The sequence below is a fragment of the Paenalcaligenes sp. GW821-LYS-B07-1 genome (assembly GCF_058803365.1).
Genome location: NZ_CM179516.1, coordinates 1800048 through 1824926, shown reverse-complemented (window position 1 = coordinate 1824926; position 24879 = coordinate 1800048). Strand labels below are relative to the sequence as shown.

Here is a 24879-nt window from a genome sequence, read left to right as displayed (position 1 = left end):
GGATTCACAGGATGTCGTTACGCCGTAAACCAACATTTACTTTGCGTACTTTGCCTTTTTTGGTGGCCTCGCTGCTGGCTCCCGCTTTGGCAAATGCTTTTACCCCTTTTGTTGTGCGCGACATTCAGGTGGAAGGTATCCAACGGGTAGATCCCGGTGCGGTGTTTAGCTACTTGCCAGTGAAGGTGGGTGAACAGTTCGACGAAACTAAAGCAAGTGAAGCTATTCAGCGTCTGTATGCGTCGGGTTTCTTTAGTGATGTGAAAGTAGATACTAACGGTGATGTGTTGGTGATTACCGTTGCTGAGCGTCCTACCATCGCGTCGGTGACCTTTAACGGTATGCGAGAGTTTGATGCTAAAGCGATTACACAGTCGTTGTCGCAGGTTGGTTTTGGTGAAGGACGCATTTTTGACCGCTCTATGCTTGAGCGTGCCGAATTCGAATTGAAGCAGCAGTATCTGAGCAAAGGTAAGTACAGCGTTGAAATTACGCCAATCATTACTCCTTTGCCACGTAATCGTGTGGGTATCAGCTTTGACGTGTTCGAAGGTGATCTGGCTAAGATTCAAGAGATCAACATTGTTGGTAACAAAGAAGTCAGCACTGGCACCTTGTTGGATCTGATGGATTTGACAACCCCAGGCATGATGACCTGGTATACCGGCAGTGATAAGTATTCCAGAGAAAAGCTGGAAGGTGATATGGAGCGTATCCGTTCTTATTACCTAGATGAAGGTTATTTGGAATTTTCGTCTGAGCCTCCGCAGGTATCGATTTCTCCAGATCGTGAAGGTATTTTCGTTACGCTGACCGTAAACGAAGGTAAGCCTTACACCGTAACGGATGTGAAATTGGCTGGCGATTTGCTGGGTATGGAAGACGAAATCCAGCAATTGGTGAAAGTAAAAGCCAATGAACGTTTCTCTGCTGAGAAAACCAACGAAACGGCTAAAGCGATTAGCGACTACTTGGGAACATTGGGTTATGCGTTTGCTAACGTGAACCCTCACCCTGTATTGGATCGCGAAAATAACACTACCGATTTGACCTTCTACGTAGATCCAGGCCGCCGTGTATATGTGCGCCGTATTCAAGTGGGGGGTAACGTTCGTACCCGTGACGAAGTGGTGCGTCGTGAAATGCGTCAAAGCGAAGCCGCTTGGTACGATTCCGACAGTATCAGCGCATCGCGTGACCGTATTGACCGTTTGGGTTACTTCAATGAGGTGGATGTCACTACGTCGCCAGTGCCAGGTTCACCTGACCAGGTAGACGTAAACGTCAACGTGAAAGAAAAACCCACTGGTATGATTAACTTGGGTGTGGGTTACGGTTCTACAGATAAGGTGATGTTGTCAGCGGGTATTAGCCAAGACAATATTTTTGGTAGTGGTAATAGTTTGTCGTTGCAGGTAAATACTAGCAAGACCAACCGTTCTGCCATTATTTCGCACACTGATCCTTACTGGACACAAGACGGTATTAGTAAAACGACATCGTTGTACTACCGCCGTACTACCCCTTACGACACACGTGGCTATAGCGATGGTGATTACCAGGTGACAGCCTACGGTTTGGGGATGAACTTTGGTGTGCCTATTTCCGAATACGACCGTATTTTTGTGGGTGCTAACTTTGAGCACAACAAAATTGGCAAGTATGATCCCGTCCATATGCCTCAGGCATATCAAGACTTTGTAAAAGAGTATGGTAGAGGCACAAACGCATTGATCTTTAACCTAGGCTGGTCTAAAGATACGCGTGACAGCGCCTTGGCACCTACTCGAGGCAGCTACACACGCTTGTCTGCAGACTTCTCTACGCTAGACTTGCGTTATTATTTGTTAAGTGCTCAGCAACAGTACTACCTGCCACTTAGCCGATCTACTACACTGGCCTTTAATGGTTTTGTGGACTACGGTAAGTCCTATGGTAGTAAAGCGTTCCCAATCATTAAAACCATGTATGGTGGTGGTATTGGGTCGGTGCGTGGGTATGAGGGGGCTTCCTTGGGGCCGCGCGACGAACTAACAAATGACTATTTGGGTGGTTCACGCCGTATTGTGGGTAACGTACAGCTGTATCTACCATTCCCCGGGGCATCACGTGACCGTACATTGCGCTGGTTCATCTTTGGTGATGTGGGTAGGGTGGATAACTCCGACGGCTCATGCATGAAAGGCTCTGATAAGCATAGAGCTGAAGACCCATGCGGTTGGAAATACTCCGCAGGTATAGGTCTGTCGTGGCAATCTCCAATGGGGCCATTGCAACTGTCATACGGTAGAGCACTGAACTCCAAACCAGGTGATGATAAGCAAGCGTTCCAGTTCCAGATTGGTACTGCGTTTTAAATTCCTGTAATTAATGGCACAATTAACTTTTTCGCAGCGTTATTAGCAAGGTAGATTTACATGTCGTCTAAATTCGCGTTTAAACTTTCAGCAGTTGGCAGCCAATTGGTTCGCCGCAATCGTACTGCGCTTATGGCTGCTGTCTTGGGTGTGTCGGCCATCGTGGCTACACCTGTAGTGCAAGCGCAAACCAAAATTGGCTTTGTGAGTACAGAGCGCATTCTGCGTGACTCCAAACCTGCATTGGCTGCACAGCAAAAAATCGAATCTGAATTCAAGCGTCGTGACGAAGAGTTGCAGCGTTTGGCGAACCAACTGCGTGATGACGCAGTGAAATTCGACAAAGATGCACCTGTAATGTCCGAAACAGATCGTATTCGTCGTGAGCGTCAGCTGACAGACATGGATGCAGACCTGCAGCGTAAACGTCGTGAATTCCAAGAGGATTTTAACCGTCGCCGTAATGAAGAGTTTTCCGCTATTGTGGAAAAAGCGGATGCCGCTATCCAGCGTATTGCTGAGACTCAAGGTTACGATCTGATCATTCAAGATGCAGTAACAGTAAACCCACGTGTAGACATCACGGAAGAAGTGCTGACCGCATTGGGTAATTAATACATAATGCCAGTATTGTTAGCGTCCGATAGGGCGCCTTCATTAGAACAGCTACTCGGCATCGTACAAAAAGCCGGACTACCGTGTAGTCTGGCTCCCCGCAAAGAGCCCGTTCCACGTATACAGGGACTGGGCTCTTTGCTTCATGCCGGGTCTAGCGAGTTAAGCTTCTTATCTAATCAGAAGCTAAAAGGACAACTGACCACCACAGAGGCTGCCGCAGTCATTTTGACTACTGCGGACTACCAATCCTTGGATAGTGAGCCAGGCTTTGCAGTGGTGTTGTGTGAGCAGCCGTACGCGATGTATGCGTTGCTGGCACAATGGTTTGATGAGCATAGACTGAATAGTCTGCCTAAAGGCATTCATCCTACGGCAATGGTTGATCCCTCAGCCGTAGTGGGTGAAAACGTCACTATTGGCGCTTACACCGTGATCGAAGCTGGTGTGCAAATAGGCAAAGGGACACGCATTGGCGCAGGCTGCAGCATTGGTGCAGATTGCGTCATTGGTGAGGACTGCTTATTGCATGCACGCGTGGTCTTATATCATCAAGTACGCATGGGTAATCGCTGTATTTTGCACTCTGGTGCGGTGCTTGGTGCTGATGGTTTTGGCTTTGCGCCAGACCCACGACAAGCAGGTGCTTGGGCAAAGATCTCGCAGATTGGTGCTGTAGAACTAGGTAATGATGTGGAAATAGGCGCGAACACGACTGTTGATCGTGGTGCGTTAGATAACACTGTCATTGCTAATGGCGTGAAACTGGATAACCAGATCATGGTAGGTCATAACGTTCACATTGGTGAACATACAGCTATTGCTGCATGTACTGGTATTGCGGGCTCTACGCATATTGGTGAGCGTTGCATTATTGGTGGTGCGGCTATGTTCTCCGGCCATTTGCACATTACTGACGAAGTGCAGATTTCAGGCGGTACTGCCATTACGGCTGATATCAAAGAGCCTGGTCATTACACAGGTGTGTTCCCGTTTGCGGACCACCAACACTGGCAACGCAATGCGGCCGTATTGACGCAGCTCGCGACTTTACGACGCCGTCTACGTGCGTTGGAACGTGAAAACAATAACGAATAGCAAATATAGGATAAGTCATGGAACTGGATATTAAACAAATTATGGAACGTCTACCGCATCGCTACCCGATGTTGCTGGTAGACCGTGTCTTGGAAATGGTGCCAGGCAAGAGCATTGTGGCCATTAAAAATGTCACTCTGAACGAGCCTTTCTTTACTGGTCATTTCCCGCATCATCCAGTTATGCCTGGCGTGCTGATTATTGAAGCAATGGCGCAAGCAGCGGCTCTGTTCTCTTTCGAAGGGCATCCGGAAATTAACCCAGCCAGTCAAAAAATCGCTTACTACTTGGTAGGTGTGGATGGCGCACGTTTCCGTAAACCAGTTGTACCAGGCGATCAGTTGCGTTTGGAAGTGACAGCAGACCGCATTAGCCGCACGATGTGTAAATACACAGCAAGAACCTTGGTAGAAGGTCAAGTCGTGGCCGAAGCTAAGTTGATGTGTGCCATCCGTATTTTGGAAAAAGACGATCAATGAGTCTAATACATCCTACCGCAATCATTGCACCGGGAGCGCGTCTTGCAGATGACGTTCAAGTAGGTGCATACAGCATTATTGGTGAAAACGTAGAAATCGGCGCTGGCACAGTGGTGGGTTCACACTGCGTCATCGACGGTCATACCACTATAGGTAAAAACAATAATTTTTACCGTTTTTGCTCTATTGGTGGGATGCCTCAAGACAAAAAATATGCGGGTGAGCCTACGCGCTTGGAAATCGGTGATGGCAATACCATACGTGAGTATGTAACGATCAACACCGGTACTACCCAAGACGTAGGCGTAACGCGTGTGGGCGACGATAACTGGATCATGGCGTATGTGCACATTGCGCATGACTGCCAGATCGCCAGTCATACCGTGATTGCAAACAGTGTGCAGTTTGCAGGTCATATTCATGTGGGTGATTGGGCTATTATTGGCGGGCTGACTGCGATACATCAGTTCGTACGCATTGGTGCACATTGCATGATTGGTGGTACCAGTTCCATACGTCAGGATGTGCCTCCTTACGTGATTGGCGCTGGCGATCCATTCCGACCTGTTGGTGTGAACTCAGAAGGCTTAAACCGTCGAGGTTTTGATGCAGCGGCTGTGTCCAATGTTAAAAACCTCTACAAGTTGCTGTACCGCCGTGATCTCAAAGTAGAAGAGGCGTTAGCGCAAATGAAAGCCTTAGACCAAACCCCAGAAACAGCCATTATGGTTGATTTCTTGGAGCAGTCGCACCGAGGTATCGTTCGCCCATGAGCGGCCTGAATATAGGGATGGTAGCAGGGGAGCCTTCGGGCGACCTGCTAGCCTCGCGTATTCAGCGAGGGTTGCAACACGAGGATCCTGATGCCGTGTTTAACGGTATTGGCGGTCCTGAGATGACGTCGGCAGGTTTTAATGCCTGGTATCCCATGGATGCCTTATCGGTATTCGGTTATGTGGATGCCTTAAAAAGCTTGCCTCGATTACTGAATACGTATTACGGTGTGCGGCGACGCTGGCTGAAACAACGGCCTGATGTGTTCGTAGGCATTGATGCGCCTGATTTCAACCTACGTATGGAATCTGATCTGCGTAAAGCAGGTATTGCAACCGTACAGTTCGTAAGCCCATCTATATGGGCATGGCGCTACGAGCGTATTCATACTATACGTAAAGCCGTATCCCACATGCTGGTGTTATTTCCTTTTGAGGTTGAAATCTACCAGAAAGAGGGCATACCGGTGACCTATGTGGGGCACCCATTGGCGCAGAATATTCCGCTGGTACCTAACCAGCAGGCAGCGCGCCAACGATTGAATATCCCAGAAGATGTGAAAATTCTCGGGGTACTGCCTGGTAGTAGAAAATCAGAAATCATGCAGTTGGCTCCTCGTTTCCTGCAAACCGTACAGCGGTTGCAAAAAGACGATCCTAATTTACATGTGATTGTGCCAGTAGTGAATGAGGCCCGACATCAGCAGTTTCTGGAAATTTTGCGTCATAATCCTGTAGATAATCTGCGTATTGTTACGGCAGAGACACAAGCACCTACTTTACTGCAAGATGGTGGTAGTAAGCCTGTGGCGTGGGATGTGATGGAAGCCAGCGATGCGTTGTTGGTGGCCAGTGGTACGGCGACGTTGGAAGCGGCGCTCTATAAGAAACCCATGGTGATCTCTTACGTGTTAACGCCCATGATGAAACGACTCATGGCGTGGCAGTCAGGCCAAGAAAAACCGCTGCTAGACTGGATAGGTCTACCAAATATCTTGAGTCAAGATTTCGTGGTTCCAGAATTATTACAAGACGATGCTGAGCCTGAAAAATTGGCCAAAGCATGTGAAAAAGCGTTGAATGATAGCTCATGGCGCCAAGGTGTAGAGCAGAAATTCCAGCATTTACATGAAGTATTGCGTTTGGATACGCCCAAATTGGCGGCAGAAGTGATTATGCAGGTGGCACGTGAACGCTGATTTATCGCAGCTATTGCAGTCAGGGTCATTGGTAGCAGGGGTAGATGAAGCGGGACGTGGGCCATTAGCAGGCCCAGTTTTTGCTGCCGCTGTTATCCTGGATCCGAATCGCCCTATAGACGGGCTAACAGATTCTAAAAAACTCACCGCTAAAAAACGCGACTATTTGGCTGAGCTGATTCGAGAGCAAGCCCTAGCGTGGAGCATTAGTAGCGCTAGCCGTGAGGAAATTGATGAGATCAATATTTTGCAGGCCACTATGCTGGCTATGCGTCGTGCATGCGAAGCGCTGCCAGCACAACCTGAGCTGATCTTGATTGATGGCAATCGTGTACCCGAAGGCTTAAATGCTCCTGCGCGTGCGGTAATCAAGGGTGATAGCCAAGTACAAGCCATCTCTGCTGCATCCATTCTGGCTAAAACGGCGCGTGATGCGGCCTGTTTGCAGATGCATGAGCGTTACCCTCAGTATGCTTTTGATCAGCATAAGGGCTACGGTACCGCGCTGCATAGTGAGTTGTTGCGTGAGCATGGACCGTGTCCTGAACACCGACGTAGTTTTGCCCCCGTGCAGCGAGCATTAAACGATAAAGCATCATCATGATTATTGAGTCGCGTCAGAACCCTACCTATAAACGCCTGCAGCGCGTGGTAGAAGGCAAACGTCCAGCAGAGGGGGATCTACCTGTCTTGTGGTTGGAGGGTCCCAATCTGTGCCAAAGCTGGTTACAGCATTACGGCACACCAGAAATGGTGGTGATAGATGCTGAGCGCGAACCGTTTTCAGAATCAGTGCAACGCTTGATAGATGCGGTGCCTGTACGTCAGCAACTGATGCTGAGTTCTAGCCTGATGAAAGGCCTTTCTAGCGTAGAGCAAGGGCAGGGCATAGCATTTGTAGTGCAACGACCAGTGGTGCCAGCACAACCCGTACTGAAGAAGGCAGCGTTGTTGTTGGACAGGGTACAAGACCCAGGTAATTTGGGTACGTTATTACGCACTGCGGCAGCAGCCGGCATAGGTGATGTGTTTTTGTCGTTAGGTTGTGCTGATGCATGGTCGCAAAAAAGCTTGCGTAGTGGGCAAGGCGCACATTTTGCTCTAGCTATTCATGAAAACCAAAATTTGCAGGCGTTGTTGCAGAATGCCCAAGTGCCAGTCTACACAACGATGCTGAGTGATAAGGCGCAGTCGTTATTTGCCTTGGAGATTGCCAAGGAAGGCGCGTGGCTATTTGGTAATGAGGGGCGAGGCGTGCATCCTGATTTGGTGGCGCAATCACGCCATCAGGTGTTTATACCGCAGGAAGCGGCGGTAGAGTCATTGAACGTGGCAGTTGCGGCGGCTATTTGTCTGTTTGAACAACGCCGCCAGCATCTGCAAGGCTAAAGCCTTAGTACAACATACGGCGGTTAAGGCCGATTTCTTCCAGAATTTTGCTGGAAATTTCTTCTATAGAACGACTGGTGGTGGATAGCCAAGGGATGGCCTCCATACGCATCATGCGTTCAGCATCGGCCACTTCATCTATACATTGTTGCAGTGACGCGTATTTACTGTTGGGACGGCGTTCGTTACGTACTTCGGCCAAGCGTTCAGGCTGAATAGACAGACCAAACAGTTTGTTGCGGTAAGGAGCCAGCGTAGCAGGCAACGTGTCGCGCTCGAAGTCTTCAGGGATAAGAGGATAGTTGGCGGCCTTAACGGCGTACTGCATCGCCAAGTACAAACTGGTAGGTGTTTTACCGCAACGGGAGACGCCAACCAAGATGACATCAGCCTGTTCTAAACCCTGCACATATTGACCGTCGTCGTGGGCCAATGTGAAGTTAATGGCTTCGATACGGTTGTTGTATTGTTTAGACAGTCCATTGCTGTGAGAACGGCCTACAGAGCGGCTGGATTTCACGCCGAGAGCACGCTCAATGTGACGCAAAAATGAGCCGAATAAATCTAAGAAAGTGCAGTTGGAGGCACCCACGATTTTGGCCATTTTAGGGTCTACCAAGGTGCTGAACACCAAGGGCTTCACATTCTTCTCTTCGGCACAGCGATTAATGCGTTCAGCGACATCCTGGGCCTTTTCGATGGTGTCAATGAAAGGCATACGCACCGCCTCGAAATTGAACTGGTCGAACTGGGAGAGGACGGAATGCCCGAAGGTTTCTGCTGTGATACCAGTGCTATCCGAAACTATAAAAACGGTACGTTTGATCAGTGACGATGTCATAACTAAAAGGGCACACAAAAGCCTATTAAAAGGTACAATTCCAGAGATTAACAGTGACCTCAAATCCGAGCAAGGCAAGTTTGCTTAGTGCTCGCTGCGGTGCAGCACATTAAGCAAACACGCTTTTTTACTATTAAGGTGACTTTTATGTCTTATGTTTTGCCATTTGAAACACTCCGTATGACGGACGTGGACACCGTAGGGGGCAAAAACGCCTCCCTAGGGGAAATGATTAGCCAGTTGGCAGGTGCCGGTGTGCGCGTGCCAGGCGGTTTCGCGACCACAGCAGAAGCCTTCCGTGTGTTCCTGAAAGCCGATGGTTTGGATCAGCGTATTGCTGACCGTCTGAGCAAATTGGATGCTGACGATGTACGTGAACTGGCAGTAGCTGGTGCAGAAATCCGTAAATGGATCATCGAAACACCTTTCCCAGCAGAGCTGGAGCAGCAAATCCGCGAAGCATTCGCTAAGTTGGATGCAGACGGTAAAGGTTCTTTCGCTGTGCGTTCTTCTGCTACAGCAGAAGACTTGCCTGACGCGTCTTTCGCTGGTCAGCAAGAAAGCTACCTGAACGTGGTAGGTATGGACGACGTACTGGAAAAAATCCACTTGGTATTTGCTTCCTTGTACAACGACCGTGCCATTTCTTACCGTGTACACAAAGGCTTTGCTCACGCTGAAGTGGCTTTGTCCGCAGGTATCCAACGCATGGTGCGCTCTGACAAGGGCAGTGCTGGTGTGATGTTCACCATTGATACAGAGTCTGGTTTCCAAGATGTAGTGTTTATCACTTCATCCTACGGCTTGGGCGAAACCGTTGTGCAGGGTGCAGTGAACCCCGACGAGTTTTACGTGTTCAAACCATCTTTGGCTGCGGGTCATTACCCCATCATCAGCCGTCGTATTGGTTCCAAACTGTTGAAAATGGAATTCGATCCACTGCGTGAAAGCGGTGAGTCCGTGCGCACCGTTGATGTACCTGTTAACGAGCGTAACCGTTACTCCCTGAGCGACGACGAAGTAATCGAGTTGGCAAAATACGCCACTATTATCGAAAAACACTACCAACGCCCAATGGACGTTGAGTGGGGTCGTGATGGTATAGATGGCAAAATCTACATTCTGCAAGCTCGTCCAGAAACCGTTAAGTCTCAGCAAAGCGCAAACGATGTACAAGAGCGCTATAGCTTGAAAGCAACTGGCGACGTACTGGTAACTGGCCGTGCTATTGGTCAGAAAATTGGTTCAGGTACGGTGCGTTTGGTTGGCGATGCCAGCGAAATGGATCAAGTTAAAGCAGGCGATATCTTGGTTACCGACATGACAGACCCTAACTGGGAACCTGTGATGAAATTGGCCTCCGCTATCGTCACTAACCGTGGTGGCCGTACATGTCACGCTGCGATTATTGCGCGTGAGTTAGGTATTCCTGCGGTAGTAGGTTGTGGTAACGCGACTGACGTGCTGAAAGCAGGTCAAGAAGTGACTGTATCGTGCGCAGAAGGCGACGAAGGCCGTATTTACGACGGTTTGCTGGAAACACATATCGAAGAAGTACGCTGGGGCGAAATGCCTGAAGTGGGCTTGAAAGTCATGATGAACGTGGGCAACCCACAATTGGCTTTTGACTTCGCTCAGATTCCTAATGCTGGTATTGGTCTGGCTCGCCTTGAGTTCATTATCAATAACAACATCGCAATTCACCCTAAAGCGGTGTTAGATTACCCCAATGTAGACAGCGAGCTGAAAAAAGCTGTTGAGTCTGCAGCACGCGGTTACGCCAGCCCACGTGCTTTCTTCGTGGAAAAATTGGCTGAAGGTGTAGCGACTTTAGGCGCTGCTTTCTATCCAAAACCAGTTATCGTACGTTTGTCCGATTTCAAATCCAACGAATACCGAAAATTAGTTGGTGGTTCCCGTTACGAGCCAGAGGAAGAGAACCCAATGCTGGGCTTCCGTGGTGCAGCACGTTACATCTCTGACGACTTCGAAGAGTGTTTCCGCATGGAGTGTGAAGCACTGAAGAAAGTACGTGATGAAATGGGCCTGACCAACGTGGAAATCATGGTGCCATTCGTGCGTACACTGTCTCAAGCAGAGCGCGTAGTGAATATGTTGGCTGCTAACGGTCTGGAGCGTGGTAAGAACGGTTTGCGCGTCATCATGATGTGTGAAGTGCCTTCTAACGCAATCTTGGCTGATGAATTCCTGCAATACTTTGACGGTTTCTCCATCGGTTCTAACGATATGACTCAGTTGACACTGGGGCTGGATCGTGACTCTGGTATGGAACTGCTGGCTGCTGATTTCGACGAGCGTGATGCTGCGGTGAAATTCATGCTGAGCCGTGCGATTCAAGCGTGTAACAAAGCAGGCAAATACGTAGGTATTTGTGGTCAAGGCCCTAGTGATCACCCAGACTTGGCTGAGTGGTTGCGTGATGAAGGTATTCAATCCTTGTCGCTGAACCCTGATACCGTGGTTGATACATGGCAGCGTCTAGCTAAGTAATTAGCGACAGCGTTTCTAGGGTGTATCTATCCCGTCTAAAAGAGCCTCTTTATGAGGCTCTTTTTTATGTCTACATGGTGCGACGCTCATGATAATGACGAAGATAGGGTATGGGTTTAAAGTGGTTTGATAAAGTAAGCGAATGTTTGTCTGTGCAACGGTAAAAAGCATATGAGTACTATGCAGGTATGATGTCACCGTTGAGTAGAAAAGATAGTTTATGCTTGTGGTAACACAGGAAAATGAGTGTGTGATGTTGTACTTTTAAAGGGTGAACGATGAGCAAAATCGCGCCAGTAGTCGTAGTGGGTGGTGGGGCAGGTGGGCTTGAGTTAGCAGCCAAGTTAGGACGCCGCTTTGGTCCAGAAAAAGTGTATTTGATAGACAAGATGGATGAGCATATTTGGAAGCCATCATTGCACGAGGTGGCTGCCGGTACGCTAGACATCCACCGTGAAGGCTTGTCGTATTTCATGCTGGCGCGTGATAACGGGTTTACGTTTGTACCAGGGCGCATGCATGCGTTAGATAAAGAGAACAAAACCATTTCGCTGCAAGCTGTGCGTAATGCTGAAGGCGAAGAGATATTGCCTGCACGTACTGTTGAGTACGGTGTGCTAGTGATGGCTGTGGGTAGCAAGTCTAATTTCTTCAACACGCCAGGTGCAGAAGAATTTGCCATTGCACTAGATTCCACCTACCAAGCAGAACGTTTTCGTATGCGACTGCTGTATGAGCTGACTAAAACATCCCGGGTGCAAAGTACCGATGGTGATGTAGGGCCGCTAGAGATAGCCATCGTAGGTGGTGGGGCGACAGGGGTAGAGTTAGCGGCAGAGTTAATGGAAGCCAATGCCAGTTTGCAGGCCTACGGCACACATACCTTAGACCAGGCTAGATCATTGCATATCACGCTTATTGAAGGCTCTGAGCGTGTTTTGGCGGCGTTGCCACCTAAAGTGTCATTGCGAGCCACACAGTTGCTGCAAAAGCGCGGTGTCACAGTACATACCAGCGTGCGTGTTAGTGAAGTGCGTAAAGGCGTCTTGAAGGATACCAATGGCACAGAGTACCCGGCTGATTTATGCGTGTGGGCGGCGGGGATTAAAGCACCTACTTTCCTGACAGAGCTGGGTTTAGAGGTGAATCGTATTAACCAGTTGGTAGTGAACGATCATCTGCAAACAGCAGATCCGCATATCTATGCATTGGGGGATTGCGCTCAAGCACCGTGGGGGGAAGAAGCTGGTCAGTACTTACCCGCTAGGGCACAGGTAGCCCACCAACAAGCTGCTTATCTCATTAAGGTGTTGGCGAAGCAGCTTAAAGGGCTTCCAGCGCACACAGGGGCCTTTGACTACAAGGACTATGGGTCGTTGGTCTCAGTGGGTCACAGTAAGGGTGTAGGCAGCCTGATGGGCGTTTTACAGGGCCGTAGCTGGTTTGTGGAAGGCTTAGTAGCCCGAACCATGTATATGAGTCTGCACTTAATGCATCACATGGCTATTTTGGGTGTGCTACGCACGGCATCAATGGCGTTGGGCCGTTTGTTGTTAAAACGCTCTGCGCCGCGCGTCAAACTGCATTAAATCAGAGGCAGGACTGCGTGAATCAGTCCTGCTCTGTACGGCGACGACGGGTGTCGTGCTTCATCAAGCGCTCTTGTTCACGCGCCCAGTCACGATCACGCGAAGCATCACGTTTATCGTGGTGCTTTTTACCTTTGCCCAAGCCCACATCCATTTTGATGCGTCCACGCGTAAAGTGTAAATTCAGAGGGATCAGTGCGTAACCGCGCTGCTCCACGCGCCCGATTAGCTTGCTGATTTCTTCCTCTTTTAATAAAAGTTTGCGTGTACGTGTAGCGTCGGGGACAATATGGGTCGACACTGTAGGTAAGGGGCTGATATGCATGCCGATTACCCAAAGTTCTGCATTGCGGATGATAATGTAGCTTTCTGCAAGCTGAATATGGCCGGCTCGAATGGCTTTAACTTCCCAGCCCTGCAGTACCAGTCCGGCTTCATAGGTTTCTTCGATGAAGTAATCGTGTCTTGCTTTACGATTGTCGACGATGCTCATGTAGTTATGGTCCAACCTTGAATGATTTAATCAGTATTATTCTCTTATTATCCCTTGTTCGATGCATACAGTAAAACGTTCTGTCTTGGTTCCCTTCACTTGTTCTCAAATGTTTGATCTGGTTGCGGATGTAGCACGCTATCCAGAGTTCATGCCATGGTGTGGTGGTACAGAGGTTAAACAGCAAGATGAGCATGGGATGGAAGCCTCGGTAACCATCAGTATTGCCGGTCTAAAGCATACTTTTAGCACACGTAACGAGCATGATTACCCCCATCGTATTCAACTTAGTTTGGTGGATGGCCCGTTTTCGGAGCTTACTGGCGTATGGGAGTTTATTGCATTGGGCGAAGAAGGCTGTAAGGTGAATTACGTAATGGACTACGCATTTTCCAGCCGCACCTTAGAGATGGTAGTGGGCCCTATTTTTAATCGTGTAGCAAATAGCTTCATTGACTCCTTTACTCGCCGAGCGCACGACCTGTATGACTGATACACACGATGCGATGATGATTAAGGTAGAACTGTTGTATTTGGCGCCTGAGCGTCAATGGAAAAAACACGTACAGGTAGCTGAAGGCACTACCGTTGATGAGGTACTCGCCAACGTACCATGGCAAGATGAGTGCCCTGAATTGCAGGGCCTGCCGTATGGCATTTTTGGTGAGTTAGTCAGTGGCACACAAGTGTTGCAAGATGGTGATAGGTTGGAGTTCTACAGAGAGCTTAGCTTTGATCCCACAGATTCCAGACGGCGACGTGCTGAACACAAAGCACGTAGTCTTGCCGAGAAACAAGGTAAAAAATCATTGAGTGCTGCAGCAAGTATGTTGCTACATAGTTCCAGAAAGAATTGATATGCCGTTATTAACTTTTACGCATGACTTGGCTGATGGCAAGCATGCTTTTGGTGAGTTGGTTTTAAATAGACCGCAGGCCTTAAATAGTACCAATCTAGAAATGGCAGAGTTGCTAAGCAAGCAGTTGTTGGCTTGGCAACATGATGATCGAATTGCCTTTGTTGTCATGCGAGGCGAAGGCGAGCGAGCCTTTTGCGCGGGTGGTGATATTGTGTCTATCTACCGCTCGTTAATCGAGCAGCCTGATGTGGCACAAAATGGCGATCACTACGCCTACCAGTTCTTCCGCGCTGAATACAGCGTGAATCACTTGCTGCATTACTACACTAAACCAGTCGTGGCGTTGGGGCAGGGCGTGGTGATGGGCGGTGGTGTAGGCCTTTTTATGGGTGCTAGTCACCGTGTTGTGTTTCCTTCCACGCGTTATGCTATGCCTGAAGTGGGTATAGGTTTGTTCCCAGATGTGGCAGGTACCTATTTGTTGGGGCGTTTGGCAGGTGGAGTAGGTGAGTTCTTAACGCTAACCGGTAGTAGTATTACCGCGCAAGATTGTGGGTTCCTAGGCCTAGCAGATTGGTATATACAAGATCTGGATGCCAAGAAAATTGTAGAAATTTTACCTAGCTTGCTACCAGCGGAGTTGGGGAATCCTACCTTAGCCTTAAATGCTGCTCTGCGTAGTTTGAGCAGGCCTTACCAGTTTGAGGAATCTGCGGTATGGCAGAACTACGATGTGCTGCGCAAATTAGCGAATCCTGTTTCAGTAGAGAATTTCTTTCAAGAGGCTGAAGACCTGATATCACAGCAGAAATCGTCATGGTTTGAACAAGGCTTAGCGTTGGGTAGCAAAGGATCAATGTTGTCGCGTACGATTAGCTTGGCATTGGTGCAGCAAAATCGTAGTAAAAACATTGCCCAAACCTTGGGGCGCGATTTGTGGGTGGCCATACAGTGTTGTGCATATGGCGACTTTAAGGAGGGAGTGCGTGCCTTGCTGATTGATAAAGATAAAAAACCGCAGTGGCAGCCGTTGGAGCACGACGTACGCAAATACTGGCAGCCTGCGTGGGAATCCCCTGCATTGGCATTGAGCTTGCCTGATTAATGCGTCGCTCTGTAGCCAATACGTTGGCGCAGAAGGCGAGTGCCATATTCGTGATGTATGTACTAAAAACCCGGCCTAGGCCGGGTTTTTAGCGTTGTATAGCAGTGCATGCCTTATGCTGTATCGTTACCCTAAAGCTTAGGGCGTTTGTTATCCCGTTGCTGGGTAATGTCATAAGGCAATAGCTCGCGCTGCAGTTGTGGGCCATTACTGTGTTGCAGGTGATAGCTTTGTCCGCCGCTCCACTCATCTAACAGCACTTCAGCGAGCAGATAGTAACGATCATTCATCAGTGCACTGTTAACGATACGGCCTATAGGCTGGTTGTCGGCATCTGTACCAAAAATATCCTGAGCGGGTGCAAGCGCATCAGCATCAACCTCTGTTGCGGCAATACTGAATAGGGCGCTACGGCGGCGGATAGTGCCACGGTAATGGCTACGAGCGACGACTTCTTGTCCGGGGAAGCAACCTTTACTGAAACTGATAGCATTAATCAGTTCCATATTGAGGGTTTGGGGAATAAACAGGTCTTGGGTGGCTTGCTCTACGTGTGCAACGCCTTGCTGTAGCGTTTGTGCATCCCAGCGTTGTTGAGCTTCTTTACTACTCTCTGTCATAACAGAGGGAGTAGCGCTTGTGATCATCCACCAGCGAGGAGCATCAAGGCGTGATGGAGCTTGTACCAAAACGGTAGCATCATCGGGATGTAAAACCTCGAATGTATTGGGAGTCGCTGTTGCTGTATCCGCATAGGCACCGTATACGTTTGCATCGCGTTGGCTCAATGTCACCTTGGCGCGTAGCACAAACATACGCAGACGTTTAAGCAGGAACTCTGCCAGGCTTTGATGCACTAATAGGCTGATGGTTTGGGCATCGTGTTGCCACAACAGTGCCGAGGCCAACATACGGCCGTTAGCCGCGCAGTACACACCAAAACTGGCTTGTGTGTTCCCCAAGGTTTGCAGATCATTACTGAACTGACCTTGTAGAAACGACAGTGCGTCGGGACCAGTGGCATCCAGCACTACATAATGGGGAAGCGTGACTAGGGAGTTAAAGGAGGGAAGACTCATGGCGCTAAACAAAACAACGAATTTCTGCAAAATAAGAGTGAATGACACTATGATAACGAGCCTTGATGAATCTCGCACTGCTCAACCTTGTCGTAGCAGTGGGTACTGCTTCCGGTTTACACTCTGAGTCTATGAAAAAAATCTTTTCTCTTCTTCTTTGGCTACTGTTGTTGCTCATTCTATTAGGGGGAGCAGCGGCAGGCGGCGCATGGTGGTGGGTGATGAAACGCCCAGTAGAGCTTAGCGCCCCAACTGTTGATTACATTATCGAACAGGGCAGTGGCCCTAGGCAGATTGCGTTAGCCATGCGAGAGGCAGGGATAGATGTGCAGCCAGATGTGTTTGTGGCAGTTAGCCGACTTAGCAAACAAGATAAGCAACTGCAGGCCGGTGCGTATGAGGCACATGAGGGTGACACCTTATGGCGCATGATTCAGCGTATGGCTAGTGGCGATATGACGCAAAGTAGACTGACCTTTGTGGAAGGGTGGGCTTACAAACGCTTGCGCGATACCTTAAAAGCAGATCCTAACGTCAAACAAACCTTGGGTGACATAACAGACGCCGAGTTACTGACACGATTAGGTAGTGATCTCAGCCACCCAGAAGGGTTGTTCTACCCTGATACCTATGTGTTCACACGCGGTACCAGCGATATGGATATTTTGCGCCGCGCGTACCAAGCACAGCAAACACTGTTGCAAGAAATGTGGGATAGTCGTGACCCTAATTTACCGCTTAAAACACCTTACGAAGCGTTGATTCTGGCCTCTATAGTCGAGAAAGAAACTGGGCACGGGCCAGACAGATTCAAAGTGGCGGGTGTGTTCATCAATAGATTAAAAGTGGGTATGCCGCTACAAACAGACCCAACCGTCATCTACGGTATGGGTGATAAGTACGATGGCAGAATCCGTAAACGTGATCTGCAAACCGATACGCCATGGAATACGTATACCCGTAATGGTTTACCACCTACGCCTATTGCTAATGCAGGTAAAGCGGCGCTAGAAGCGGTGTTGCATCCAGAACAGCATAATTTTTACTATTTTGTATCGCGCGGTGATGGAACCAGTGAGTTCTCCCGCAATTTGGCTGAACATAATAGAGCCGTATCAACGTATATTTTGCGCAGGAATTAACATGCAAAAAGGTCTGTTTTTAACGGTAGAGGGTGTAGACGGAGCAGGAAAAAGTAGTCACATCGAGTGGTTGCAAGCAGCCATACAGCAGTTGGGTTATGAGGTGGTGGTAACGCGTGAGCCTGGCGGTACAGTGCTGGGTGAAAAATTACGTGAACTCTTGCTGCATGAGCCCATGCATTTAAAAACCGAAGCACTGTTGATGTTTGCGGCACGTAATGAGCATTTGCAGCAAGTGATTCTGCCGGCGTTGTCGGCAGGTAAATGGGTGTTGTGTGACAGGTTTAGTGATGCCTCTTACGCGTATCAAGGCGGTGGCCGTCAGTTGGGTGGTGAGGCCATAGAGCAGCTAGAGCAGTGGGTGCACCCCACCATGCAGCCTGATAGAACATGGTTGTTTGATCTGCCTTTAGAGGTTGCCAGAGAGCGATTAGAGCGTACTCGCGATTTGGATAGGTTTGAGAAAGAGCAAAACGATTTCTTTGAACGCACACGTGCGGCGTACTTGCACCGAGCAGCGAATGATAGCCAACGCTTTTGTGTGATTGATAGCAGCCAAACCATTGAGCAGATCCGTTTGGAATTAGAGGCAGATCTACTGCATTTGCATCAAGCATCTAGGAAATAGTCATGAGCTTACCCATAACGACTTTCTACCCTTGGCAAGAAGAGCGTGCCAGCGAGTGGTTAAGTCAGCGTGAGCGTTTTGCGCATGCATGGTTGTTGCATGGTGTGCCAGGTATAGGGAAAACACAATTTGCCCGGGCTGCCGCCGCGTCGCTGTTGTGTACGCAACCAGTGCAGTCACGTGCTTGTGGTCTCTGTGATGCGTGCTTATGGTGTCAGCACGGTAATCATCCCGACTTGCGTGTGATACGCCCAGAAAGCGTTGCCCAGCAAGAAGACGGCACGGTTTCTGAAAGCAAACAAGCTCCGTCCAAAGAGATCAAGGTAGAGCAGTTACGCCAATTACATACATGGTTCAATACGGCCACACATCGTGGTGGTTATAGAGTAGCGGTACTGTATCCTGCTGAGAGTTTGAATCAGATTTCCGCCAATGCACTGCTGAAGGTGTTGGAAGAGCCGCCGGCCTCAACGATCTTCTTGTTGGTGGCTGATGCGCCAGATCGCTTGTTGCCTACCATTGTGTCGCGTTGTAGACGTTTGGTGTTGCCTAGACCTGATACGCAGGTTGCTTTGGATTGGTTAAAAGGGCAGGTGGAAGGCGATGCTCAAGACTGGTTGGCTGCCGCAGGGGGCGGGCCAGTTGCTGCCTTAGCCTTGTCGCAACAACAGCGTACGCCGTATCCAGAGTGGTTAAATACGCTATGGAAGGCACTTGCGGCACGCAATGCAGAAGACGCCATGGTGGTTATGGATGAGCTAGAAAAACTAGGTGCGGCCCATTGGATTCCAATTTTGCAACGTAGCTGTTTAGATATGCAGTTGGTACAGCATGCGCAGCCGGTTTGTTATTATCCGGGGTTACAGGGCCTGTATGAGCAGTTGGTCTCGCGTGCTCAGCCGGTGGTGTTGGCGCAGTTGTTAAAATGGTTGAATGAGCAGTCTAGATGGGCACAGCACCCCTTGAATGCCAAATTGTTTGTACAGCATTTGCTGGATCGTTTAATGCAGTGTTTTAGTTGATGTCGCTATTATGTTTATAGATTCCCATTGTCACCTTGATTTCCCAGATCTCTCCGTTAACCTAGAGAGCATCTTAGAGCGTATGAAGCAAAATCAGGTGGGGCAGGCGTTAGTGGTGAGCGTCACGTTAGATGACTGGCCTAGACTGATGGCGTTAGTAGAACAGCATCCGCATTTGCAGGCGTCGGTAGGTGTGCATCCAGGTTACGATAATATCGTGCAACCTACGGTGGCTGATCTGTGTGAGCGTGCCGCGCATCCTAAAGTGATTGCGATTGGCGAAACAGGCTTAGATTACTACTATCAGTCAGAACCGTTAGATTGGCAGCGTGAGCGTTTTCGCATTCATATACGAGCTGCCAAAGAAAGCGGTTTGCCCTTGATTATCCATACACGTAATGCGTCGGCTGACACCATTCGTATTATGCAAGAAGAGGGGGCTGCTGAAGTGGGTGGTGTGATGCACTGCTTTACAGAGTCTTGGGAAATGGCCGAAGCCGCTATGAAGATGGGGTTTTATATTTCCATTTCAGGTATTGTGACATTCAAAAGCGCCAAAGACATACAAGAGGTTGCCGCTAAGGTGCCTCTAGACAGATTACTGATAGAAACCGATTCCCCGTATTTGGCTCCTGTGCCTTACAGAGGGAAACAGAATGATCCTTCACTTGTGGTGCATGTTGCAGAGAAAATTGCTGAGTTGCGACAGTGCAGCAGTGCAGAAATAGCGCAAGCAACACGTGAAAACTTCTATGCTTTGTTTAAGAAAGCGCCTAAGGTGCTGGCGTAAATAAAAAGGAAATAAGGATGAGAAAACTGTCGTGGTCCGCATTGCTGGCTGGAATAGCATTGAGCTCTGCTCTGGTATCACCTGTTTGGGCAGGTGAGGGGTGGTGGAATGATGTGATCAACAACCGTAAAAGCGATGTGCTGCAAGAGCTGGCTACGGGTGCTGATCCTAATCAGAAAACAGAGCAAGGTCAGCCTACGATCATGCTGTCCATACAGAATAAATCGTGGGATGTATACGATGCGCTAAGCGCACACCGTGCCATTGATGTGAATATCACGAATGCTCACGATGAAACACCTTTGATGTACTTGGCGCTGTTAGGTGAAACCAAACGTGCCGAAGACCTGATCAAACGTGGCGCTCAAGTGCGTAGATTGGGCTGGACACCATTGCACTATGCAGCATCTACAGGGCAAACGGATATGGCTAGAATGCTGCTGGCAGAGGGGGCATTGCCCAATTCGCCGTCAGCCGATGGTACGAGTCCATTAATGATGGCAGCTAGGTCGGGTAGACGCGATGTAGTAGACCTGTTGATTGCTGCTGGCGCTGATCCTAAAGCCGTGAACTTGCAGCAGTTAACGGCTGCAGATTGGGCGCGTGAAAACGGTCATGCGGGTTTGGCTAGCTATTTAGAGCAAGTCAGTAATCCTGCTGCAACGTCCGCTGCTGCTGAAGCCAGTGTAAGTGCACCAAGCGCACCTTCTGCATCCTCGACTACGCAAAATGCAGGCGGTAGTGGTAACAGCCAGTATTTTGACTTAGGGCGTTTTGATGATTAATGTAGCTTGCTGTAAAGCAGTAGCCTAAGACGCTATACATTGATAACAAAGCCGCTTACCGTTGTGTTAAGCGGCTTTGGTGTTTTTGGGTAAAAAAATAGAGTAGTACAGTAGTCACAGGTGTATGTGGCAGCGTTCTACGATGAAGGGATGTGATGGATTGGAAAGCGTTTAAAACGTGCTTATTTGAAGCGGCAAAGAGCAAATTAGAAGAGCTGTTATCTGAAGGGGTTGAGCCACTGTATGCCGCCGTTTTTTTTGCTAGTTATAGAGAGCAAGAAAGCATTATAGGCATGCCATCATTGGCTGCTAACAGTGTGGCAATGCTGGATGAAGATCATCCTAATCGACGTGCCAGCGATGATTGCTTTGATGGCTTGAAATGGAATCCTGTAGATTGGCATTGGAACTGGGATGTTGATGAATACGGCGGCGAGCAACTAGAAGCCTACGAGGCTGAGCTTGAGGCCTATGCAAATCGCGGTAGCGTTGCCATGTGGGACAATGCCGAGAAACGCTTTATGACGACTGTTGCGCAGGTCGCGTCCGCGTTACGTAAACATTTTTCCAAAGATAGTCGAGTTGCTAAAGACTTTGTGGTGTATTTCCAAGATGAGTATGGCAGTGTAGACTTGGCACGCAAGAGCATTCCTAAAGCGCTATTTTTCCATCATTTCCCAGAGTTAGATGCAACGGAGCAAGAGCGTCAGCGTATTGTTACCTTGCCTATTACTGAGCAAGCAGTGTGCTATACGCAGCGTTTGGGTAGCTATGAGGGCATAGACTGCGAAGAAGCTGAGAAGTGGTTGATTGCGTGTGGTGCGGCGGCGATCCCAGCATTGCTGGATACGTTAGCGCAGCGCAATCACGCATGGAAAGTCGCCATGATCTTGGGGTTAATAGGTGAGCCAGATACCAAGGTCATAGAGGCACTACGTCAGTTGATGAAGACAGCGAAAGAGCGTAGTACGGTGAGTTGGAGTGCTTCGGCATTAGGCTATCTGGGGGATTTCGACTGGCTGTTGTCGCTCGCAGAGTCCGATAAGTATGCTGAACACGCAGTAGGCGGTTTTTGTGCTCCATTACGTGCTTTCAGAAACCGAGGTGCAAGGCCTGTGCGGTTAGATTATGCGCCGCTGGAAAGGTTGATCGCCGCGTATCCAACCATGCAACGAGAAGCAGAAGAAGAGTTAGAGCCTGGTTCTAGTTACTGCATCATTGGAGCGGGTGATGTGCCCGAAGCGCTCAGAGGCTTGTCATCGCCTTATGCGGTAGTTAGGCGTCATGCGGCCTGTGTTTTGGATGAAAGAGCCGTAGGAGAGTCTATAGGGGCGCAGAGCGTGTGGCCTATACAGGAAAAGCTGGTGGCTTTAACTCAAACAGACAGCGATGAGTCTGTGCGCTATTTGGCTGAGTTGACCGTAAAGTCCATGAAGAAATGGCGATTGAAATAACCTGAACTAAGTGTGTACAGCAGTCAGTGCTCGCGCATCAATCATAAAAAAACCGCTTGAGTATTCCCAAGCGGTTTTTCTGTTTATTCAGGTAGGTAAGCGGGTTTCAAAATACCACGCAAGGCTGAATAGGGAATCAGCAATTCGGGTTGCCCTGAAGAGTAGGGGGCAATGGCATAGGCATCGTATTTCACCACAATACCTTTATCGGTAATGCCGGCATTATCACTAGGTTGGAAAGGCCACAAGCGTCGGTAACGCTCGGGGTTTTCAATGGCGTCTTCTTGGGTAGATAGCCATTGTGTGTGGGCCTGACGCAGTGCGCTGATAAACGCATCTTTCTCGCCGCGTTGCAGCATTTGATCTAGCGAGATGGGGGTTTTACGTTGATTATCCCAATTGATGAATTGGGTGGCCGACATACCATGTGCTGCACCGGTGAAGTACTGCCATGAGCCCAGTTCTAGCGTCGTAATATCTTTATTGCGGTAGCGTGTTTTAGCTGCCAATAAGACTTCATCACGTGGGCCAGCTGTTTTCCAATAGTGCTGTTCGAAATCCTCAATAGAGGTTTGTAGCGTGGTTTCTCCCATCCCTGTCATGGTGGCCAGTGCGGTATCAACTAGCTCGGTCAGTTCTCTGTTACCGGGGAAAACTAAGCTGTCTACGCTCAAGGTGGCGCATTGTCCTTTGCAGTCTGGCTGCTTTTTAGACCATTTCACCGGCTGACTAAATACGCCATCAGCGCTGGTGACGTCATCGGTAAAGGAAGGGATGCGGCTTTGTTGGTCAGTGCTGGCACACCCCGCCAACGCAGCGCTTAACGCGAGAACACAAAACAGGGATTTGGAAGAACGTGTCATGCAAGAGATCCGTTAGGGTTGTGTGGATTTACCGTCTTGGCCAAACAAGATTTTTTTAGCGGCATCATCATGAGTGCCTGCCGCAGGATTGATGCTTTCTACCAGCGCATAAGCACGTTGGGTCGCAGGGCGTTGGCTAATGCGCTCGAACCATGCTTTGAGATGTGGGAAGTCATTCAAGTCTTGTTGCTGCTGAACGTGTGGTTTGATCCATGGGTAGCAGGCCATGTCAGCAATAGAATATTCGTCTACGAGGTAGTCTCTACCTTCTAAGCGAGTATTGAGTACCTTATATAGTCGTGCTGTTTCACGCACATATCGGTCTATAGCGTATTCCAGTTTGACGGGGGCGTAGACATTGAAATGGTGGTTTTGACCCGCCATAGGGCCTAAACCTGCCATCTGCCAAAACAGCCATTCCATGACCTGAGTGCGTTTACGCAGATTCGTTGGTAAGAATTTACCGGTTTTTTCAGCCAAATACTGCAAAATTGCCCCAGACTCAAAAACCGAAATAGCCTCGCCACCATCCGCGGGGTTGTGATCCACGATAGCAGGAATGCGGTTGTTGGGGGCGATGCGTAGAAAAGACGGCTCGAACTGATCGCCTTTGCCTATATTGATGGGGTTGATCTTATATTCCAAACCACATTCTTCGAGAAAAAGGGTGATTTTGTGGCCGTTGGGTGTTGTCCAGTAATACAAGTCAATCATTGATTTACCTTCAAAATAAGACGCTAAGGTCAGAGGCGGGTGATTTAGCTACAATGGCTAGTCTACAGATCACTACACATAACCGGAATATGAGCACAATTTACCATAACCCGCGTTGCGGTACGTCGCGCAATACCTTGGCGCGTTTAGAGGAAGCAGGGCATAAGGTAACAGTTATTGAATACCTGAAAACCCCATTGGATAAAGAAGGGCTGCGCAAACTCATTACCGATGCTAATTTGTCAGTCAAAGACGCTGTTCGTGCCAAAGAAAGCCTGTACACCGAATTGGGTCTTGAAACGGCAACCGATGAGCAGTTACTCGAGGCGATGGCAGCACACCCTATTTTGATGAATAGACCATTTGTGATCACCGAGAAAGGTACACGCTTGTGCAGACCTAAAGAAATAGTAGAAGAAATTCTCTAGTTACCGCGTGAGCTAGTACGAAAATGGGCCCCAAAGGGCCCATTTTTTTATGCTAGAAACGCAGGCTTAGTTAGCGAGAGCTTCTAATGCAATACCGATAGTCACTTCGTCACCAACGCCTGGTGCAAATTTACCGGCATTGAAGTCAGAACGCTTGATGACAACTTGAGCGTCTGCACCAATGGTGTCTTTTTTCATCATTGGGTGTTCTTTACGAACAAAGCGAGTGATTTCCAGTGTGACAGGTTTAGTCACGCCTTTGATGGTCAGATCACCTTCAACGGATACAGGTTTGTCACCGTCAAAGTTGATTTTGCGGGATTTGAATGTGGCGGTTGGAAAGTTTGCTGTATCCAGAAAGTCAGGGCCTTGAATGTGCTGGTTAAAGCCATCGTGACCTGTGCTGATGCTACGTGTATCAATTTCGATATCCACTTTGCCATCTTTAGCTTCTTGATCCAGGACAACAGTACCGCTGGTTTTGTCAAAGCGGTTTAGCTGTGTGCTGAAACCCATATGGTCGTAAGAGATACGAGAGAAAGTATGGGAATCATCAACACCAAAAGTTACTGGGGCAGCGATTGCAGCGCTGCTTAGCAGTGCTGCTAATGTTGTCAGGGCGGTAGTACGCAGTGTTTTTTTCAACATGAAATGAGCTCCTAAGA

The 24879-nt window shown here is 48.9% G+C and carries 26 protein-coding genes; 20 read left to right on the top strand and 6 right to left on the bottom strand.

Annotated elements, in window-relative coordinates; translation table 11 throughout:
• The first annotated feature begins 11 nt into the window (after positions 1–11).
• From bamA to AC3QL0_RS08575, 8 genes are read left to right on the top strand one after another with little or no spacing between them, the layout of a single operon-like run.
• Positions 12–2357 (top strand): outer membrane protein assembly factor BamA, encoded by a 2346-nt coding sequence (gene bamA / locus AC3QL0_RS08610; RefSeq protein WP_493008108.1) that lies wholly within the window; start codon positions 12–14, stop codon positions 2355–2357.
• Positions 2358–2417: 60 nt separating this feature from the next.
• Positions 2418–2972 carry an OmpH/Skp family outer membrane protein gene (locus AC3QL0_RS08605; RefSeq protein WP_135865576.1) on the top strand — a complete coding sequence of 185 codons (555 nt, stop codon included), beginning with the start codon at positions 2418–2420 and terminating at the stop codon, positions 2970–2972.
• A gap of 6 nt (positions 2973–2978) precedes the next feature.
• Entirely contained in the window at positions 2979–4070 is a 1092-nt protein-coding gene (gene lpxD / locus AC3QL0_RS08600) for a UDP-3-O-(3-hydroxymyristoyl)glucosamine N-acyltransferase (protein ID WP_493008107.1), read from the top strand.
• A gap of 17 nt (positions 4071–4087) precedes the next feature.
• Positions 4088–4549 carry a 3-hydroxyacyl-ACP dehydratase FabZ gene (fabZ, locus tag AC3QL0_RS08595; protein WP_135862957.1) on the top strand — a complete coding sequence of 154 codons (462 nt, stop codon included), beginning with the start codon at positions 4088–4090 and terminating at the stop codon, positions 4547–4549.
• Complete coding sequence (gene lpxA / locus AC3QL0_RS08590; protein ID WP_493008106.1) at positions 4546–5322, top strand: acyl-ACP--UDP-N-acetylglucosamine O-acyltransferase; 777 nt, start codon at positions 4546–4548, stop codon at positions 5320–5322. The genes fabZ and lpxA overlap by 4 nt, the downstream gene beginning before the upstream one ends.
• Positions 5319–6521 (top strand): lipid-A-disaccharide synthase, encoded by a 1203-nt coding sequence (gene lpxB / locus AC3QL0_RS08585; protein WP_493008105.1) that lies wholly within the window; start codon positions 5319–5321, stop codon positions 6519–6521. Before lpxA ends, lpxB begins: the two co-directional genes overlap by 4 nt.
• Positions 6511–7125, top strand: a complete 615-nt coding sequence (rnhB, locus tag AC3QL0_RS08580; protein ID WP_135862953.1) for a ribonuclease HII — start codon at positions 6511–6513, stop codon at positions 7123–7125. The genes lpxB and rnhB overlap by 11 nt, the downstream gene beginning before the upstream one ends.
• Positions 7122–7910: a TrmH family RNA methyltransferase gene (locus AC3QL0_RS08575; RefSeq protein ID WP_493008104.1), complete on the top strand. Its 789-nt coding sequence runs from the start codon at positions 7122–7124 to the stop codon at positions 7908–7910. The genes rnhB and AC3QL0_RS08575 overlap by 4 nt, the downstream gene beginning before the upstream one ends.
• A 4-nt stretch (positions 7911–7914) precedes the next feature.
• On the opposite strand, the gene ppsR is transcribed toward AC3QL0_RS08575, so the two are convergent.
• Complete coding sequence (gene ppsR, locus AC3QL0_RS08570) at positions 7915–8751, bottom strand: posphoenolpyruvate synthetase regulatory kinase/phosphorylase PpsR (RefSeq protein WP_493008103.1); 837 nt, start codon at positions 8749–8751, stop codon at positions 7915–7917.
• A 147-nt stretch (positions 8752–8898) separates the two neighbouring features.
• Here ppsR and ppsA point away from each other — a divergent pair, with 147 nt between their 5' ends.
• Positions 8899–11262, top strand: a complete 2364-nt coding sequence (gene ppsA, locus AC3QL0_RS08565; RefSeq protein WP_493008102.1) for a phosphoenolpyruvate synthase — start codon at positions 8899–8901, stop codon at positions 11260–11262.
• Between the two features lie 278 nt (positions 11263–11540).
• Positions 11541–12851 (top strand): NAD(P)/FAD-dependent oxidoreductase, encoded by a 1311-nt coding sequence (locus AC3QL0_RS08560; RefSeq protein ID WP_493008101.1) that lies wholly within the window; start codon positions 11541–11543, stop codon positions 12849–12851.
• A 22-nt stretch (positions 12852–12873) separates the two neighbouring features.
• Here the strand turns inward: AC3QL0_RS08560 and smpB are convergent, their stop codons facing one another.
• Positions 12874–13344 (bottom strand): SsrA-binding protein SmpB, encoded by a 471-nt coding sequence (gene smpB, locus AC3QL0_RS08555; RefSeq protein ID WP_135862944.1) that lies wholly within the window; start codon positions 13342–13344, stop codon positions 12874–12876.
• Between the two features lie 61 nt (positions 13345–13405).
• Here smpB and AC3QL0_RS08550 point away from each other — a divergent pair, with 61 nt between their 5' ends.
• The 3 genes from AC3QL0_RS08550 to AC3QL0_RS08540 are packed head-to-tail and all read left to right on the top strand — an operon-like array spanning position 13406 to position 15309.
• The gene (locus tag AC3QL0_RS08550) at positions 13406–13837 is read left to right on the top strand and encodes a type II toxin-antitoxin system RatA family toxin (protein ID WP_493008100.1); all 432 of its coding nucleotides are present in this window, start codon (positions 13406–13408) and stop codon (positions 13835–13837) included.
• Positions 13830–14201 (top strand): RnfH family protein, encoded by a 372-nt coding sequence (locus AC3QL0_RS08545; protein ID WP_493008099.1) that lies wholly within the window; start codon positions 13830–13832, stop codon positions 14199–14201. Before AC3QL0_RS08550 ends, AC3QL0_RS08545 begins: the two co-directional genes overlap by 8 nt.
• Position 14202: 1 nt before the next feature.
• Positions 14203–15309, top strand: coding sequence for an enoyl-CoA hydratase/isomerase family protein (locus tag AC3QL0_RS08540; protein WP_493008098.1), 1107 nt, complete (start codon positions 14203–14205; stop codon positions 15307–15309).
• Between the two features lie 131 nt (positions 15310–15440).
• Here the strand turns inward: AC3QL0_RS08540 and ygfZ are convergent, their stop codons facing one another.
• On the bottom strand, positions 15441–16388 hold the full coding sequence (gene ygfZ, locus AC3QL0_RS08535; RefSeq protein WP_493008097.1) for a CAF17-like 4Fe-4S cluster assembly/insertion protein YgfZ: 948 nt from the start codon (positions 16386–16388) through the stop codon (positions 15441–15443).
• A 131-nt stretch (positions 16389–16519) separates the two neighbouring features.
• Between ygfZ and mltG the strand changes: the two genes are divergently transcribed.
• The 6 genes from mltG (at position 16520) to AC3QL0_RS08505 (ending at position 22209) form a co-directional block, all read left to right on the top strand.
• On the top strand, positions 16520–17530 hold the full coding sequence (mltG, locus tag AC3QL0_RS08530; protein ID WP_493010963.1) for an endolytic transglycosylase MltG: 1011 nt from the start codon (positions 16520–16522) through the stop codon (positions 17528–17530).
• Between the two features lies 1 nt (position 17531).
• Positions 17532–18158, top strand: a complete 627-nt coding sequence (gene tmk, locus AC3QL0_RS08525; RefSeq protein WP_493008096.1) for a dTMP kinase — start codon at positions 17532–17534, stop codon at positions 18156–18158.
• 2 nt (positions 18159–18160) lie between these two features.
• Positions 18161–19180, top strand: coding sequence for a DNA polymerase III subunit delta' (holB, locus tag AC3QL0_RS08520; RefSeq protein ID WP_493008095.1), 1020 nt, complete (start codon positions 18161–18163; stop codon positions 19178–19180).
• A gap of 10 nt (positions 19181–19190) precedes the next feature.
• Positions 19191–19970 carry a TatD family hydrolase gene (locus AC3QL0_RS08515; RefSeq protein WP_493008094.1) on the top strand — a complete coding sequence of 260 codons (780 nt, stop codon included), beginning with the start codon at positions 19191–19193 and terminating at the stop codon, positions 19968–19970.
• Between the two features lie 17 nt (positions 19971–19987).
• On the top strand, positions 19988–20755 hold the full coding sequence (locus AC3QL0_RS08510; RefSeq protein ID WP_493008093.1) for an ankyrin repeat domain-containing protein: 768 nt from the start codon (positions 19988–19990) through the stop codon (positions 20753–20755).
• A gap of 155 nt (positions 20756–20910) precedes the next feature.
• Complete coding sequence (locus tag AC3QL0_RS08505; RefSeq protein WP_493008092.1) at positions 20911–22209, top strand: hypothetical protein; 1299 nt, start codon at positions 20911–20913, stop codon at positions 22207–22209.
• Between the two features lie 83 nt (positions 22210–22292).
• Here the strand turns inward: AC3QL0_RS08505 and AC3QL0_RS08500 are convergent, their stop codons facing one another.
• Both AC3QL0_RS08500 and AC3QL0_RS08495 read right to left on the bottom strand, forming a co-directional pair.
• Positions 22293–23072 carry an RsiV family protein gene (locus AC3QL0_RS08500; RefSeq protein WP_493008091.1) on the bottom strand — a complete coding sequence of 260 codons (780 nt, stop codon included), beginning with the start codon at positions 23070–23072 and terminating at the stop codon, positions 22293–22295.
• A gap of 12 nt (positions 23073–23084) precedes the next feature.
• Positions 23085–23786 carry a glutathione binding-like protein gene (locus tag AC3QL0_RS08495; RefSeq protein ID WP_493008090.1) on the bottom strand — a complete coding sequence of 234 codons (702 nt, stop codon included), beginning with the start codon at positions 23784–23786 and terminating at the stop codon, positions 23085–23087.
• An 89-nt stretch (positions 23787–23875) separates the two neighbouring features.
• Between AC3QL0_RS08495 and arsC the strand changes: the two genes are divergently transcribed.
• Positions 23876–24214 carry an arsenate reductase (glutaredoxin) gene (gene arsC / locus AC3QL0_RS08490; protein ID WP_493008089.1) on the top strand — a complete coding sequence of 113 codons (339 nt, stop codon included), beginning with the start codon at positions 23876–23878 and terminating at the stop codon, positions 24212–24214.
• A gap of 66 nt (positions 24215–24280) precedes the next feature.
• Here arsC and AC3QL0_RS08485 read toward each other — a convergent pair whose 3' ends face one another.
• A complete protein-coding gene (locus AC3QL0_RS08485) occupies positions 24281–24862 on the bottom strand; it encodes a YceI family protein (RefSeq protein ID WP_493008088.1) in 582 nt (193 codons plus the stop codon).
• Between the last annotated feature and the right edge of the window lie 17 nt (positions 24863–24879).